General features: G+C 56.5%; 13 protein-coding genes and 1 pseudogene. 11 read left to right on the top strand and 3 right to left on the bottom strand.

Features of this window, described 5'->3' with window-relative positions; all coding sequences use genetic code 11:
- Positions 1 to 4: 4 nt before the first annotated feature.
- From map to BLU25_RS09270, 3 genes are all read right to left on the bottom strand, one after another.
- The gene (gene map / locus BLU25_RS09285) at positions 5 to 859 is read right to left on the bottom strand and encodes a type I methionyl aminopeptidase (protein WP_081481070.1); all 855 of its coding nucleotides are present in this window, start codon (positions 857 to 859) and stop codon (positions 5 to 7) included.
- Between the two features lie 411 nt (positions 860 to 1,270).
- Positions 1,271 to 2,134 carry an IS3 family transposase gene (locus BLU25_RS09275; protein ID WP_083369543.1) on the bottom strand — a complete coding sequence of 288 codons (864 nt, stop codon included), beginning with the start codon at positions 2,132 to 2,134 and terminating at the stop codon, positions 1,271 to 1,273.
- On the bottom strand, positions 2,131 to 2,424 hold the full coding sequence (locus BLU25_RS09270; protein ID WP_083369542.1) for a transposase: 294 nt from the start codon (positions 2,422 to 2,424) through the stop codon (positions 2,131 to 2,133). Before BLU25_RS09270 ends, BLU25_RS09275 begins: the two co-directional genes overlap by 4 nt.
- A gap of 786 nt (positions 2,425 to 3,210) precedes the next feature.
- On the opposite strand from BLU25_RS09270, the gene rpsB reads away from it, so the two are divergent.
- The 11 genes and pseudogenes from rpsB (at position 3,211) to lpxD (ending at position 14,734) form a co-directional block, all read left to right on the top strand.
- Positions 3,211 to 3,954 carry a 30S ribosomal protein S2 gene (gene rpsB, locus BLU25_RS09265; RefSeq protein ID WP_016781981.1) on the top strand — a complete coding sequence of 248 codons (744 nt, stop codon included), beginning with the start codon at positions 3,211 to 3,213 and terminating at the stop codon, positions 3,952 to 3,954.
- A gap of 206 nt (positions 3,955 to 4,160) precedes the next feature.
- Positions 4,161 to 5,030, top strand: a complete 870-nt coding sequence (tsf, locus tag BLU25_RS09260; RefSeq protein ID WP_083369607.1) for a translation elongation factor Ts — start codon at positions 4,161 to 4,163, stop codon at positions 5,028 to 5,030.
- A 208-nt stretch (positions 5,031 to 5,238) separates the two neighbouring features.
- Positions 5,239 to 5,982 carry a UMP kinase gene (pyrH, locus tag BLU25_RS09255; RefSeq protein ID WP_003440426.1) on the top strand — a complete coding sequence of 248 codons (744 nt, stop codon included), beginning with the start codon at positions 5,239 to 5,241 and terminating at the stop codon, positions 5,980 to 5,982.
- Entirely contained in the window at positions 5,979 to 6,536 is a 558-nt protein-coding gene (frr, locus tag BLU25_RS09250) for a ribosome recycling factor (protein WP_016781983.1), read from the top strand. Before pyrH ends, frr begins: the two co-directional genes overlap by 4 nt.
- Positions 6,537 to 6,551: 15 nt before the next feature.
- On the top strand, positions 6,552 to 7,307 hold the full coding sequence (uppS, locus tag BLU25_RS09245) for a polyprenyl diphosphate synthase (RefSeq protein WP_016781984.1): 756 nt from the start codon (positions 6,552 to 6,554) through the stop codon (positions 7,305 to 7,307).
- Positions 7,307 to 8,113, top strand: coding sequence for a phosphatidate cytidylyltransferase (locus BLU25_RS09240; protein ID WP_016781985.1), 807 nt, complete (start codon positions 7,307 to 7,309; stop codon positions 8,111 to 8,113). The genes uppS and BLU25_RS09240 overlap by 1 nt, the downstream gene beginning before the upstream one ends.
- The gene (ispC, locus tag BLU25_RS09235; RefSeq protein ID WP_083369606.1) at positions 8,110 to 9,297 is read left to right on the top strand and encodes a 1-deoxy-D-xylulose-5-phosphate reductoisomerase; all 1,188 of its coding nucleotides are present in this window, start codon (positions 8,110 to 8,112) and stop codon (positions 9,295 to 9,297) included. Before BLU25_RS09240 ends, ispC begins: the two co-directional genes overlap by 4 nt.
- Positions 9,298 to 9,340: 43 nt before the next feature.
- Positions 9,341 to 10,693 carry an RIP metalloprotease RseP gene (gene rseP / locus BLU25_RS09230; protein WP_016781986.1) on the top strand — a complete coding sequence of 451 codons (1,353 nt, stop codon included), beginning with the start codon at positions 9,341 to 9,343 and terminating at the stop codon, positions 10,691 to 10,693.
- A 75-nt stretch (positions 10,694 to 10,768) separates the two neighbouring features.
- Complete coding sequence (gene bamA / locus BLU25_RS09225; RefSeq protein WP_016781987.1) at positions 10,769 to 13,129, top strand: outer membrane protein assembly factor BamA; 2,361 nt, start codon at positions 10,769 to 10,771, stop codon at positions 13,127 to 13,129.
- Positions 13,130 to 13,173: 44 nt separating this feature from the next.
- Complete coding sequence (locus tag BLU25_RS09220) at positions 13,174 to 13,677, top strand: OmpH/Skp family outer membrane protein (RefSeq protein ID WP_016781988.1); 504 nt, start codon at positions 13,174 to 13,176, stop codon at positions 13,675 to 13,677.
- Positions 13,678 to 13,679: 2 nt separating this feature from the next.
- Positions 13,680 to 14,734, top strand: a pseudogene (gene lpxD, locus BLU25_RS09215) (UDP-3-O-(3-hydroxymyristoyl)glucosamine N-acyltransferase).
- Positions 14,735 to 14,802 lie beyond the last annotated feature (68 nt).

Raw genomic sequence — 14,802 nt, 5'->3', positions numbered from 1 at the left:
AGGATCAGGCCGAAACGCGGGGGATGGTGTCATCGCTGCGCAGGGTGAAGATCTCGTAGCCGGTGTCGGTGACCAGCAGGGTGTGTTCCCACTGGGCAGACAGCTTGCGGTCCTTGGTGATGGCGGTCCAACCGTCGCCCAGCACCTTGGTGTCGGCCTTGCCCTGGTTGATCATCGGCTCGATGGTGAAGGTCATGCCGGCCTTCAGTTCCATGCCGGTGCCGGCGCGGCCGTAGTGCAGGATCTGCGGCTCTTCGTGGAACACCTTGCCGATACCGTGGCCGCAGAACTCGCGTACTACAGAAAAACCGTTCTTTTCAGCGTGCTTCTGGATCACTTCACCGATATCGCCCAGGCGGCAGCCCGGCTTGACGATTTCGATAGCCTTGTACATGCATTCCTGGGTCACCTGGGACAGGCGCTCGGCCCATACCGGTACCTTGCCGACGTGGAACATGCGGCTGGTATCGCCGTGATAGCCGTCCTTGATCACGGTGACGTCGATGTTCAGGGTGTCGCCGTCCTTCAGGACCTTGTCGCCCGGGATGCCGTGGCATACCACATGGTTGATCGAGGTACAGATCGACTTGGGGAAGCCTTTATAGTTGAGCGGGGCAGGGATGGCCTTTTGCACATTGACGATATAGTCATGGCAAATGCGGTCCAGCTCTTCGGTGGTAACGCCGGGCTTGACGTATTCGGCGATCATTTCCAGGACTTCGGCGGCCAGTTTGCCGGCGATACGCATTTTTGCGATGTCCTCGGGGGTTTTGAGGGTGACGGTCATTCGGGCTCTCTTCGCGCGTTGGCGCTCATCATCAGGATTGCGGGCGTGCTGTGAATCGTGGCACGCCGTCATAAAAGAGCGATTCTAACAGACGGTCGGCGTTAGTCGTGGGCCTGTAGCCATCGCTTCTCTTAATAGATAGGAGCATTCTGGTTCTATTCCAAGGCCAGGGCAAAAAAGCCGGGCGACCAAAGCACCTGTTTTTAATCTGCTTTGGATCTGCTTTGGATCTGCTTTGGATCTGTTTTTGAGTTGGCTTTTGATTTTGATCTGCCTGCCCCATCGGGAGGCCGAGAGGAGGTTCTGTGTAGTGGGTTGACCGGCATGGATGCCGGGAGAGCCGCGATGGGCCATGGATGGCCCGTGGCGGCGTGCCCACGGAGCGGGACCGGAGCGAGGGAACCTGAGCGCAGCGAAGGCCGTACGCCAGGGGCAAGCCTTTTTGGTGGGCCTGTCTCCCTGCAGCGGACGCCAAGAAGCTGGCTATCGAGTCTTCTGCCTCAAGCTCTTTGCATATTCGTTCGGAGAACGATATCCCAGAGCTGAGTGCAGTCGACTGCTGTTGTAAAACCCATGTACATAGCTGGCGATTGATAGCTGTGCCTGTTTTTTTGTGGGGTAGACCCCGAAAGCCTCCTCTCTTTTCAGCGTAGCGAAAAAGCTCTCGGCCACTGCGTTGTCCCAGCAATTTCCCTTTCGACTCATGCTCTGGGTGAAGTCCTTCTTGGCCAGCGTCAAACGGAACTTACTGCTTGCGTACTGACGGCCCTGATCGGAGTGAAATACTGCTCCACTGCTGCCAGAACAGGCGCTCCAGGCATTCAAAAACGCGCTTTCGACCAAACCATCTGGCATGCGGTCCGACAAGCTGTAGCCCAAGATCTGGCGGGTCTGGATGCTTAACACTATCGCTAGATACAACCAACCCTCTCTGGTTGGGAGATAGGTGATATCACTGACCCAGGTCGGCGTGGGGTTATCGATAGAAAACTGACGCGCTAACACATTGCTCGCCACCGGCAAATAATGACAGCTGTCAGTGGTGCAGGGCCTGAAACCTCCTTTGGACTTGCCCTGTATCCGCTCCTCGCGCATCAACCGCCTGACCCGTTTGTGGCCCACTGCGAACGATTTCTGGCGCAAGGCGGCTACCAACCGTGGCCGCCCATAGGTTTTTCGACTGGCCGCATAAGCACTGCGCAACGCAATGCGAATCTGAGCGTCAGGATCAGGGCGAGGCTGTCTGTGCGTGTAATCGTAGAAACCTGAAGTCGAGACTTCCATCACCCGACACAACACCTGTACCGGGTATTGAGTCCGTTCAGCAGCGACGAAGGCGTATCTCACCTGGACTCTCTGGCGAAGAATACCGCCGCCTTTTTTAGGATTTCACGCTCCATTTTCAGCTCGGCAACCTCGGCTCGCAGGCGGGCAAGCTCACTGTCTTCCTTCGTAATTGGCTTGCGCTCGGGCGAACTCAGCGGTTGGCCCCTGCGCGTGGCGTCCACCCAGTTATCGAGCGTTTTGACTGACATCTCTAGCTGGCGGGCCGCTTCGGTTCTGCCAACGCTTTCAGCCAGCGCAACCGCTTGAGTCTTGAACTCATCGGTATAGTTACGGCGAGTAGATGGATACATGGCAACCTCCAAGAGAACGATTTAAGTATCGCTTCTTGGCGTCCGTTGTCACGGGACAGGCCCATGGTTACTTTTTCGGCGTTTGGAAAAAGTGACTCGCTGTAAGAGCGAAACCATAATGCCAGTTGGGCGCGAATGCTGGATATGTACGCGCTAAACCGATTAAACGCAGATGCAGGGTATGTACGCGGTACACCCGTTAAAACCACCGAGTACATATCCATTCGATGTGTCACGGCTTTCTACGGGTTCCGCCCTTACGGCGGGTCACTTTTGGCAAACGCCGAGTGTCGGACCATCCCAAAAGTAACCAAAAGGTCTTGGCCCTACCATACGGCCGCCTCGCCAAGGCTCGCCGGTGCCCTCACTCCGGCACTGTTATGGGGGCACGCCGCGACGGGCCATCCTTGGCCCATCGCGGCTGGCGCGGCGTCCTGCCGCGCCACCCCCATAACAGCACCTGCGTTCGGCCTTCTGTGATGGGCCCAGCGGTGTTTGGAATATTTCGGTGGCGGCAGTAATATTGTCGGGCAGGCGGCAGGCGGCAGGCGGCAAGCGCAAAACTGGCGCAAACCCTTGCCAGGCAACGGCCTGACAATAAAGTCTGAATTCACGCTTCGTTTTTTACGCATCTTGTGGTATAAAATGCGCCGCTTTGCGGGTATAGCCCGCAGAGCACAAACCCACACACGTGTCGACACGATGACCTGGGTGCCTTCAGCTTTGAAGCTGCTGGTTGGTCGTTGGGATACGTGGAGGCCTAACCCGACTTATTAAGGAACTATCATGTCCCAAGTCAACATGCGCGATATGCTGAAGGCCGGTGTGCACTTCGGTCACCAAACCCGTTACTGGAACCCGAAGATGGGTAAATACATCTTTGGCGCGCGTAACAAGATCCACATCATCAACCTTGAAAAAACCCTGCCAATGTTCAACGAAGCTCTGACTTTCGTAGAGCGTCTGGCCCAGGGCAAAAACAAGATTCTGTTCGTCGGCACCAAGCGTTCCGCTGGCAAGATCGTTGCTGAAGAAGCAGCACGTTGCGGTTCGCCGTACGTCGATCACCGCTGGTTGGGCGGCATGCTCACCAACTTCAAAACCATTCGTGCTTCGATCAAGCGTCTGCGTGACCTTGAAATCCAGGCAGAAGACGGTACTTTCGCCAAGCTGACCAAGAAAGAGGCGCTGATGCGCACTCGCGATCTGCAGAAGCTGGATCGTAGCCTGGGTGGTATCAAGGACATGGGCGGTCTGCCAGACGCTCTGTTCGTTATCGACGTTGACCACGAGCGTATCGCGATCACCGAAGCTAACAAGTTGGGTATCCCGGTAATCGGCGTTGTCGATACCAACAGCAGCCCAGAAGGTGTTGACTACATCATCCCGGGTAACGATGACGCAATCCGCGCTATCCAGCTGTACATGGGTGCGATGGCTGATGCTGTGATCAAAGGCCGTAACCACGTTGCTGGCGGCACCGACGTTTTCGTCGAAGAAGCTCCAGCTGCAGCGGTAGTTGAAGGCTGAGTAATTAACGCCTAGCGTTTACTCAGTACGCAAAAAGGGGGCTTGGCCCCCTTTTTGCCACCTCGAAATCCATTTGTTGTAACCCTGCTTGTTGTATCTGTATCAGATGGCGACCTGCACGGTTGATTCGGGGTGCGCTTCAAACGAATTGAACGCCCGTTCGGTCGGGTGGAATGGTTGAAAACCTATCCAAGAGGAATTTTGAAATGGCAGAGATTACTGCAGCGTTGGTTAAAGAACTGCGTGAGCGTACTGGCGAAGGCATGATGGACTGCAAGAAAGCCTTGACCAAGGCTGGCGGCGACATCGAAAAAGCCATTGATGACATGCGTGCTTCGGGCGCCATCAAGGCAGCCAAAAAAGCAGGTAACGTTGCTGCTGAAGGCGCTATCGCAGTTAAAGTTGCAGACGACAACAAGTCGGCTGTAATTCTGGAAGTCAACTCGCAAACCGACTTCCTGGCTCTGCAAGAAGACTTCAAAATCTTCGTTAACGACAGCGTTGAAAAAGCGTTCGCTGACAAGCTGACCGACGTTGCTCCGCTGATCGCCGCTCAAGAAGAAGCTCGTCTGATTCTGGTTGGTAAAGTAGGCGAGAACGTAAACATTCGTCGTCTGGCGCGCATCGAAGGCGACGTGGTTGACGCTTACCTGCACGGCAACAAGATCGGTGTTGTGGTAGCTCTGAAAGGCGGCAACGCCGAGCTGGCTCGTGACATCGCCATGCACGTCGCTGCAAGCAACCCTGAGTTCCTGCTGCCATCGCAAGTTTCCGCTGATGCCATCGAACGCGAAAAAACCGTGTTCATGAGCCTCAACGAAGACAAGATCAAAGGCAAGCCAGCCGAAATCGTTGAAAAAATGGTTGCCGGTCGTATCAGCAAGTTCCTGGCTGAAGCCAGCCTGGTTGAGCAAGCTTTCGTCAAGAACCCGGAAATCAAAGTCGGTGACCTGGCCAAGAAAGCCGGCGCTGAAATCGTTTCCTTCACTTACTTCAAAGTAGGTGATGGCATCGAGAAGCCAGTTGACGACTTCGCTGCTGAAGTTGCTGCTCAAGTGGCTGCCAGCAAGCAATAAGACGGTTTTAAACTGTCGACCCGAAGAGGCTGCCCGCTCACGCGCGCAGCCTCTTTTCAAATGGGAGGGGATTTTTCCTTCTCGGCGGAACCGGTTTGCAAATTCGTGTTCCGATGGTGCTGCTGTGCAGTGCCACAGTTAGAACAAGCGCGGGTTGAAAAATGACCTCGCACAGATTATCTATAAAACGCGGCAGGAGAGATTCGCAATGGCTCAGCAGGGCAGTGGTTATCAAGCTCGCTATAAACGCATTCTACTCAAGCTAAGCGGCGAAGCCCTGATGGGCTCTGAAGAGTTCGGGATCGACCCCAAGGTACTCGACCGCATGGCGCTGGAAGTGGGCCAGTTGGTCGGCATCGGCGTTCAGGTAGGATTGGTAATTGGTGGTGGCAACCTGTTCCGTGGTGCCGCATTGAGCGCCGCCGGTATGGATCGTGTGACTGGCGACCATATGGGCATGCTGGCTACCGTGATGAACGCCCTGGCCATGCGCGATGCGCTGGAACGTGCGAATATCTCCGCCATCGTTATGTCGGCCATTTCCATGGTGGGTGTGACCGATCATTACGATCGTCGTAAGGCCATGCGCCATCTGAATGCCAAAGATGTGGTGATTTTCGCTGCAGGCACCGGTAATCCTTTCTTTACAACGGATTCGGCAGCTTGCTTGCGTGCTATCGAAATCGACGCTGATGTCGTGCTCAAGGCAACCAAGGTTGACGGCGTGTACACCGCAGATCCATTCAAAGACCCGCATGCCGAGAAGTTCGATCATCTGACTTACGATGAAGTGCTGGATCGCAAACTGGGTGTTATGGACCTGACGGCCATCTGTCTGTGCCGCGACCACAAAATGCCATTGCGTGTATTTAATATGAACAAGCCCGGCGCCCTGCTCAATATTGTCCACGGTGGCGCTGAAGGTACTCTGATCGAGGAAGGTCAACAATGATCAACGAAATCAAGAAAGACGCTCAAACGCGCATGCAGAAGTCGCTGGAATCCCTGGCTCATGCATTTGGCCAGATCCGTACCGGCAAGGCTCACCCAAGCATTCTGGGTAGCGTGATGGTGCCTTACTATGGCTCGGATACTCCGATCAGCCAGGTAGCCAACATCACCGTTAAAGACTCCCGCACCCTGCAAGTTGTAGCGTTCGAGCGCAACATGCTGGGCGCAGTCGACAAGGCTATCCAGAGCGCCGGTCTGAACCTCAACCCGACCAACCTGGGTGAGTTGCTGCTGATCTCCATGCCGGCTCTGACTGAAGAAACCCGTAAGGTTTTCGCCAAGCAGGCGCGTGATGCTGCTGAAGACGCCCGTATTGCCGTGCGCAATATCCGTCGTGACGCGTTGAGCCAGTTGAAAGATCTGGTCAAGGAGAAGGAAATCAGCGAAGACGAAGAGCGTCGTGCTGCTGATGACATCCAGAAGCTGACCGACAAGGCCGTGGCAGATATCGAAGTTGCCACCAAGCAGAAAGAAGCGGACCTGATGGCCGTATAAGGGTCAGGGCGTTTTATGGAAAAGACGAAGCAGGCTGACCCGTCATCTGTTCCGCGACATGTCGCGATCATCATGGACGGTAATAATCGCTGGGCGAAAAAACGCTTTCTGCCGGGCGTTGCCGGGCATAAAGCGGGTGTGGATGCGGTTCGTGCGGTCATTGAAGTATGTGCCGAGGCGGGGGTCGAGGTACTGACCCTGTTCGCGTTTTCCAGTGAAAACTGGCAGCGGCCTGCCGCTGAAGTCAGTGCCTTGATGGATCTGTTTTTCAGGGCGCTGCGTCGTGAGGCCAAGCGCCTCAACGAAAACGAGATCAGCCTGCGGATCATTGGCGACCGCTCGCGCTTTCATCCCGATTTGCAAAAGGCGATGCGTGAAGCGGAAGCAATGACAGTGGGCGAAGGCCGCTTTGTCTTGCAGATTGCCGCCAACTACGGTGGCCAGTGGGATATCGCACAGGCCGCACAGCAGTTGGCACGTCAGGTCCAGGCAGGGCACTTGCAACCGGAGGATATCACTGCGGGCTTGCTGCAAACCTGTCTGGTAACGGGCGATCTACCATTGCCCGATCTGTGTATCCGCACCGGTGGCGAGCACCGCATCAGCAATTTCCTGCTGTGGCAGCTGGCCTATTCCGAGTTGTACTTCTCCGACCTGTTCTGGCCGGACTTCAAACACGAGGCCATGCAGTACGCATTGGCTGATTTCGCTTCTCGCCAGCGCCGCTTCGGTAAAACGAGCGAGCAGGTTGAGGCTGGAGCCCGGGTTTAATGCTTAAACAACGAATCATCACTGCACTTATCTTGCTGCCCATTGCCTTGTGCGGCTTTTTCCTGCTCGAGGGCAGCGGCTTTGCGCTGTTTATTGGCCTGGTCGTGACCCTGGGTGCCTGGGAATGGGCGCGTCTTGCCGGTTTTGAGGCGCAAGGTGCGCGGGTGCTGTTTGCTGCGATAGTGGCCGTGCTGCTGTTTGGCCTGCACCTCTTTCCTGATCTGGCACCCTGGGTGCTGGGGGCGGCGGTATTGTGGTGGGCGGCAGCGACCTATTTTGTGCTGACCTTTCCGCAATCGGCCGTTCACTGGTCGAGCATTGCCAGCAAGCTGGTCATTGGCCTGTTGATCCTGTTGCCGGCCTGGCAAGGTCTGGTCCTGATCAAGGCGATGCCGCTTGGCAACTGGCTGATCATGGCAGTGATGGTTCTGGTGTGGGGCGCAGATATCGGCGCTTATTTTTCCGGACGCAAATTCGGCAAGCGCAAGCTCGCCCCTAAAGTCAGCCCGGGCAAAAGCTGGGAAGGCGTTTTTGGTGGCTTGCTACTGAGCCTGCTGATCACTGCCGTTGTCGGGGTGGTGCGTGGCTGGAGCGCTTCGCAGATGTTTGCCGCGTTGGTGGGCGCTGCCGTAATCGTATTGATATCGGTAGTCGGCGACCTTACGGAAAGCATGTTCAAGCGCCAGGCCGGGATCAAGGACAGCAGCAACCTGCTGCCGGGTCACGGTGGTGTTCTGGATCGCATCGACAGCCTGACGGCGGCGATCCCTGTATTTGCTGTATTGCTGTGGATGGCGGCTTCATGAGTCGTCCACAACAGATTACTGTTCTGGGTGCTACGGGCTCTATCGGCCTGAGCACCCTGGATGTTATTGCTCGTCATCCCGAGCGCTATCAGGCGTTCGCGTTGAGCGGCTATAGCCGTCTCGACGAGCTGCTGGCCTTGTGTGTCAAGCATCGGCCGCAAGTTGCCGTGGTCCCCCATGAACAGGCTGCCAGCCAGTTGCAGGCTGGCCTGCGCGCGGCCGGGCTGAACACTGAAGTGCTGGTGGGTGAAGAGGGCTTGTGCCAGATTGCCTCGGCGCCTGAAGTCGATGCGGTCATGGCGGCCATTGTCGGTGCCGCAGGCCTGCGCCCGACACTGGCGGCGGTGAATGCTGGCAAAAAGATACTGCTGGCCAATAAAGAAGCGCTGGTGATGACCGGCGATCTGTTTATGCAGGCCGTGCGTCGCAGCGGTTCGGTCTTGCTGCCCATCGACAGCGAGCACAATGCGATCTTCCAGTGCTTGCCTCAGGATTTTGCCCGCGGCCTGGGTAATGTCGGTGTTCGTCGGATTTTGCTCACTGCCTCTGGCGGACCGTTCCGTGAGACGCCGTTGGCCGAGCTTGAGCACGTCACGCCGGATCAAGCCTGCGCTCATCCCAACTGGTCGATGGGGCGCAAGATTTCGGTGGATTCGGCGAGCATGATGAACAAGGGCCTGGAGCTGATCGAGGCCTGCTGGTTGTTCGATGCGCGTCCGGACCAGGTCGAGGTGGTGATCCATCCGCAAAGCGTGATCCACTCGCTGGTCGATTATGTAGATGGCTCGGTGCTGGCCCAGTTGGGCAACCCTGATATGCGCACGCCGATTGCCAATGCCCTGGCCTGGCCTGAGCGGATTGACTCGGGTGTAGCGCCGCTGGACCTGTTTGCGGTGGCGCGGCTGGACTTTCAGCGCCCTGACGAGCAACGTTTCCCGTGTTTGCGCCTGGCGCGCGAGGCCGCGATGGCGGGCAATAGTGCGCCGGCGATGCTCAATGCGGCGAACGAGGTTGCCGTGGCCGCCTTTTTGGACGGGCGAATCCGTTATCCGCAGATCGCGCGTATTATCGAAGACGTATTGAATAGCGAGCCAGTTGTGGCTGTCGACGAATTGGACGCGGTATTTGCCGCCGATAGCAAAGCCCGGATGCTGGCTGAACAGTGGTTGAGTCGTAACGGCTGAAAGTGGTGTTTGCCGGAACCGGACAGAATCGCGGAGAAAGTAGATGAGTGCGCTCTATATGATTGTTGGCACCCTGGTGGCATTGGGGGTGCTGGTCACTTTTCATGAATTCGGTCACTTTTGGGTGGCACGCCGTTGTGGCGTCAAGGTTCTGCGCTTCTCCGTGGGCTTCGGTACGCCCTTGCTGCGCTGGCATGATCGTCAGGGCACAGAGTTTGTCGTGGCAGCCATCCCGTTGGGTGGCTACGTCAAGATGCTCGATGAGCGTGAAGGCGAAGTGCCTGCTGACCAGCTCGATCAGTCGTTCAACCGCAAGACCGTAGGTCAGCGCATTGCCATTGTTGCGGCCGGGCCGATTGCCAACTTCATGCTGGCGATGGCGTTCTTCTGGGTGCTGGCAATGATGGGCAGCCAGCAAGTGCGGCCGGTTATCGGTGCGGTAGAGGGCGGCAGCCTGGCGGCGCAGGCCGGTCTGGTTGCAGGCCAGGAAATTGTATCTATTGATGGCGAACCAACCACAGGCTGGTCCAACGTCAATCTGCAACTGGTTCGCCGTCTGGGTGAAAGCGGCTCCTTGCAGGTTGTGGTGCGTGAGCCGGGTACTACCGCCGAGGCGGCCCATCAGCTGGTGTTGAAAGACTGGCTCAAGGGCGCTGATGAGCCTGACCCTATCAAATCTCTGGGTATTCGCCCATGGCGCCCCGAGTTGCCGGCCGTTCTGGCAGAACTCGATCCGAAAGGTCCGGCCCAGGCTGCCGGGCTTAAAACCGGTGACAAGCTGTTGGCCCTCAACGATCAGGCCGTCAAGGACTGGCAGCAGGTCGTGGACTGGGTTCGCGTACACCCAGAAGCCCGTATTGTCGTGCATGTCGAGCGCGACGGGGTGCAACTGGACATTCCACTTACCCTGGCCGCTCGCGGTGAAGGCAAGGCGGCAACCGGTTATCTGGGGGCCGGGGTCAAAGGTGTCGACTGGCCACCAGCGATGATCCGCGAGGTCAGCTACGGCCCGCTCGCAGCAATCGGGGAGGGGGCCAAACGCACCTGGACCATGAGCATTTTGACGCTCGACTCCCTGAAGAAAATGTTGTTCGGCGAGCTCTCGGTAAAAAACTTGAGTGGACCGATAACCATTGCTAAAGTGGCGGGCGCTTCTGCCCAGTCGGGTGTTGCTGATTTCCTGAATTTCCTGGCTTATCTGAGTATCAGTCTAGGGGTTCTGAATTTGTTGCCCATACCTGTACTGGATGGGGGACATTTGTTGTTTTATCTGATCGAGTGGGCGCGTGGTCGTCCCTTGTCGGATCGGGTGCAGGGTTGGGGAATGCAGATCGGTATCAGTTTGGTGGTCGGGGTGATGTTGCTTGCCTTGATCAACGATCTGGGCCGTCTGTAAACGCTTCGCTGAATTGCGAATCTGCCGCATTTTGCGGCAGTTTGTTTATTGCCAGTTGGAATAAGAAAGGACTTCATGAAACGTCTGCTGCTAACTGCGGTTCTCACCGTACTGATGATCGCCGAAGTTCACGCCGAGTCCTTCACTATCTCTGATATCCGTGTCAACGGCCTCCAGCGGGTTTCCGCCGGTAGCGTGTTTGGCGCGTTGCCTCTGAACGTGGGTGAAGTAGCGGATGACCGCCGTCTGGTGGATTCCACTCGTGCGTTGTTCAAAACCGGTTTCTTTCAGGATATCCAGCTGGGTCGTGATGGCAATGTGCTTGTTATCACGGTTGTCGAACGCCCCTCCGTCTCCAGCATCACCATTGACGGCAACAAGGCGATCTCTACTGATGACCTGATGAAAGGTCTGAAGCAGTCGGGCCTGGCCGAAGGTGAAATCTTCCAGCGTGCCACCCTTGAAGGCGTGCGTAACGAACTGCAACGCCAGTATGTTGCCCAGGGCCGCTATTCGGCGACGGTAGACACCGAAGTGGTGCCCGAGCCGCGTAACCGCGTTGCCTTGAAGGTCAACATCAACGAAGGCACGGTTGCCGCGATCCAGCACATCAACGTGGTGGGCAACACGGTATTCCCTGAGGCCGACCTGGTTGACCTGTTCGAACTCAAAACCACGAACTGGCTGTCGTTCTTCAAGAACGACGACAAGTACGCGCGTGAAAAACTGTCGGGTGACCTTGAGCGTCTGCGCTCCTACTACCTCGATCGCGGCTATATCAACATGGATATCGCCTCGACCCAGGTATCGATCACGCCTGACAAGAAAAGCGTCTACATCACCGTCAACGTGAATGAAGGCGAAAAATACAATGTCGGCGAAGTGAAGCTGAGCGGTGACCTCAAGGTCCCGGAAGATCAGATCAAGTCGCTGCTGCTGGTTCAGCCGGGCCAGGTGTTCTCGCGCAAGCTGATGACCACCACCTCCGAGCTGATCACCCGTCGTCTGGGTAACGAAGGCTACACCTTCGCCAACGTCAACGGCGTGCCTCAACCAAACCCTGAAGACCACACCGTGGCCATCACCTTTGTGGTCGATCCGGGCAAGCGTGCTTACGTGAACCGCATCAACTACCGCGGCAACACCAAGTCGGCTGACGAAGTGCTGCGTCGCGAAATGCGCCAGATGGAAGGTGGCTGGGCTTCGACTTACCTGATTGACCAGTCCAAGGTCCGCCTTGAGCGCCTGGGCTTCTTCAAGGAAGTCAACGTCGAAACGCCGGCAGTGCCAGGCACTGACGACCAGGTTGACGTGAACTACGCAGTGGAAGAGCAGGCGTCGGGTTCCATTACCGCCAGCGTCGGTTTTGCCCAGAGTGCCGGTTTGATCCTGGGCGGTTCGATTACCCAGAACAACTTCCTGGGTACGGGTAACAAGGTCAGCATTGGCCTGACCCGCAGCGAATACCAGAGCCGCTACAACTTCAGCTATGTCGATCCGTACTGGACAGCTGATGGCGTGAGCCTGGGTTACAACGCGTTCTACCGCACCACCGACTACAAAGATCTGGACGTTGACGTAGCAAACTACTCCGTGGACAGCCTGGGTGCTGGTATCACCATGGGCTACCCGATCAGCGACACATCGCGCCTGACCTACGGCCTGACCGTACAGCAGGATGAAATCAGCACCGGCCAGTACACCGTTGACGAGATTTTCGACTTCGTAAACCGTGAAGGCGACAAGTACCTCAACTTCAAGGCGTCGGTTGGCTGGTCTGAGTCGACCCTGAACAAAGGCGTATTGCCGACTCGCGGCAGCTCGCAGAGCCTGGTGTTTGAAACCACCATTCCTGGCAGCGACCTGCAGTTCTACAAACTGGACTACCGTGCTCAGCTGTTCCAGCCGTTGACCGACACCTACACCATGCGCCTGCACACAGAGTTGGGCTATGGTGATGGCTATGGTTCGACCGAAGGCTTGCCGTTTTATGAAAACTACTATGCCGGTGGCTTCAACTCGGTACGTGGCTTCAAGGACAGCGCTTTGGGCCCACGCAGTACCCCAAGCCGTGGTGCGGGTGTAACTGGTAACGTAGGCACCATCGCCGACCCGGACCAGGATCCGCTGCCATTCGGTGGTAACGTGCTGATCCAGGGTGGTGTAGAAGTTCTGTTCCCGATGCCGTTCGTGAAAGACCAGCGTTCCCTGCGCACCTCCGTATTCTGGGATGTGGGTAACGTGTTCGACACCAACTGCAAGGGCGACACCAAGGATTGCGATATTGGTTTCAGCAACCTGGCCAGCTCTGTGGGTGTTGGTGTGACCTGGGTGACTGCGCTTGGCCCGTTGAGCTTCAGCTTGGCCATGCCGATCAAGAAACCGGATGACGCAGACACTCAAGTGTTCCAATTCTCCCTCGGCCAGACTTTCTAAAGCCTGACCTTAGATACAGACAACGGATTTTTTAGGAGTGCATCGTGCGTAAGTTGACTCAATTGGTTCTCCTGGCTTCGGTACTGGTAGCTGGCCCGGCTTTCGCCGACATGAAAATTGCCGTACTGAACTATCAGATGGCATTGCTTGAGTCGGATGCTGCCAAGCGTTACGCCGTGGATGCCGAGAAGAAATTTGGCCCGCAACTGACCAAGCTCAAAAGCCTGGAAAGCAGCGCCAAGGGTATTCAGGACCGTCTGGTAAAAGGCGGCGACAAAATGCAGCAGGGCGAGCGTGAGCGTCTGGAGCTTGAATTCAAGCAAAAGGCCCGTGACTTCCAGTTCCAGTCCAAGGAACTGAACGAAGCCAAAGCCGTCGCTGACCGTGAAATGCTGAAACAGCTGAAGCCGAAACTGGACAGCGCTGTTGAAGAAGTCATCAAAAAAGGCGCCTATGACCTGGTGTTCGAGCGTGGTGCTGTGATTGATGTTAAACCTCAGTACGACATCACTCGCCAAGTTATCGAGCGCATGAATCAGCTGAAGTAATTATGACTGCGACTATAAAACTCGGCCAATTGGCCGAGTTCCTGGGGGCCACCTTGCGTGGCTCCGCGGAGAAAGAAATCACTGGGCTAGCCACTTTACAAGAGGCTGGCCCAGCTCAGTTGAGCTTTCTGGCCAACCCGCAATACCGCAAATTCCTCGTTGATTGCCACGCCGGAGCCGTATTGCTCAAGGCTGCAGACGCCGAAGAGTATGCCGGTGATGCCCTGGTTGTACCCGATCCTTACCTGGCTTATGCCCGAATTTCCCACCTGTTCGATCCCAAGCCCAAAGCGGCTGCCGGTGTTCACCCCTCGGCGGTGATTGCTGCCGACGCGGTGGTTGATCCGGCGGCGAGCATCGGTGCGTTTGCAGTAATTGAAAGCGGTGCACGCATTGCTGCCGGTGTCACGGTGGGCCCGCATTGCTTTATCGGGGCCCGCTGCGAAATTGGCGAAGGCGGCTGGCTGGCTCCACGGGTGACGCTGTATCACGATGTTCGCATCGGCAAGCGCGTGGTCATTCAGTCGGGTGCAGTGCTGGGCGGTGAAGGCTTCGGCTTTGCCAACGAAAAAGGCGTGTGGCAAAAAATCGCGCAAATCGGTGGTGTGACCATTGGTGATGATGTCGAAATCGGCGTCAATACCGCCATCGACCGTGGTGCCCTGGCCGATACGATTATCGGTAATGGCGTCAAGCTGGATAACCAGATCCAGATCGCGCACAACGTTCAGGTCGGTGACCATACGGCCATGGCCGCGTGTTGCGGGATCTCGGGCAGCACTAAAATTGGCAAGCACTGCATGTTGGCGGGTGGTGTCGGTTTGGTGGGGCATATCGAAATTTGTGACAATGTGTTCTTGACTGGCATGACGATGGTGACCCACTCGATTACCGAGCCTGGTGCCTACTCTTCCGGTACTGCAATGCAGCCCGCTGCTGAGTGGCGAAAAAGTGCCGCACGCATTCGTCAGCTGGACGATATCGCCCGACGGTTGAAACAACTGGAAAAGCGCGTCGACAAGTGACCCCCGGCGGTAAAGCTTCTTCAAAAGGCTAATACAATTTCCATATCAAGCGTGCAGAACCATTGGTTTGCTTCCTTGATTTGCTAGAGGAGCGCGCCTT

The sequence above is a fragment of the Pseudomonas fragi genome (genome assembly GCF_900105835.1).
Classification (GTDB): Bacteria; Pseudomonadota; Gammaproteobacteria; order Pseudomonadales; family Pseudomonadaceae; genus Aquipseudomonas; species Aquipseudomonas fragi.
Note: the sequence above shows the minus strand (reverse complement) of the source record. Positions and strands in the feature narration are given on the sequence as shown.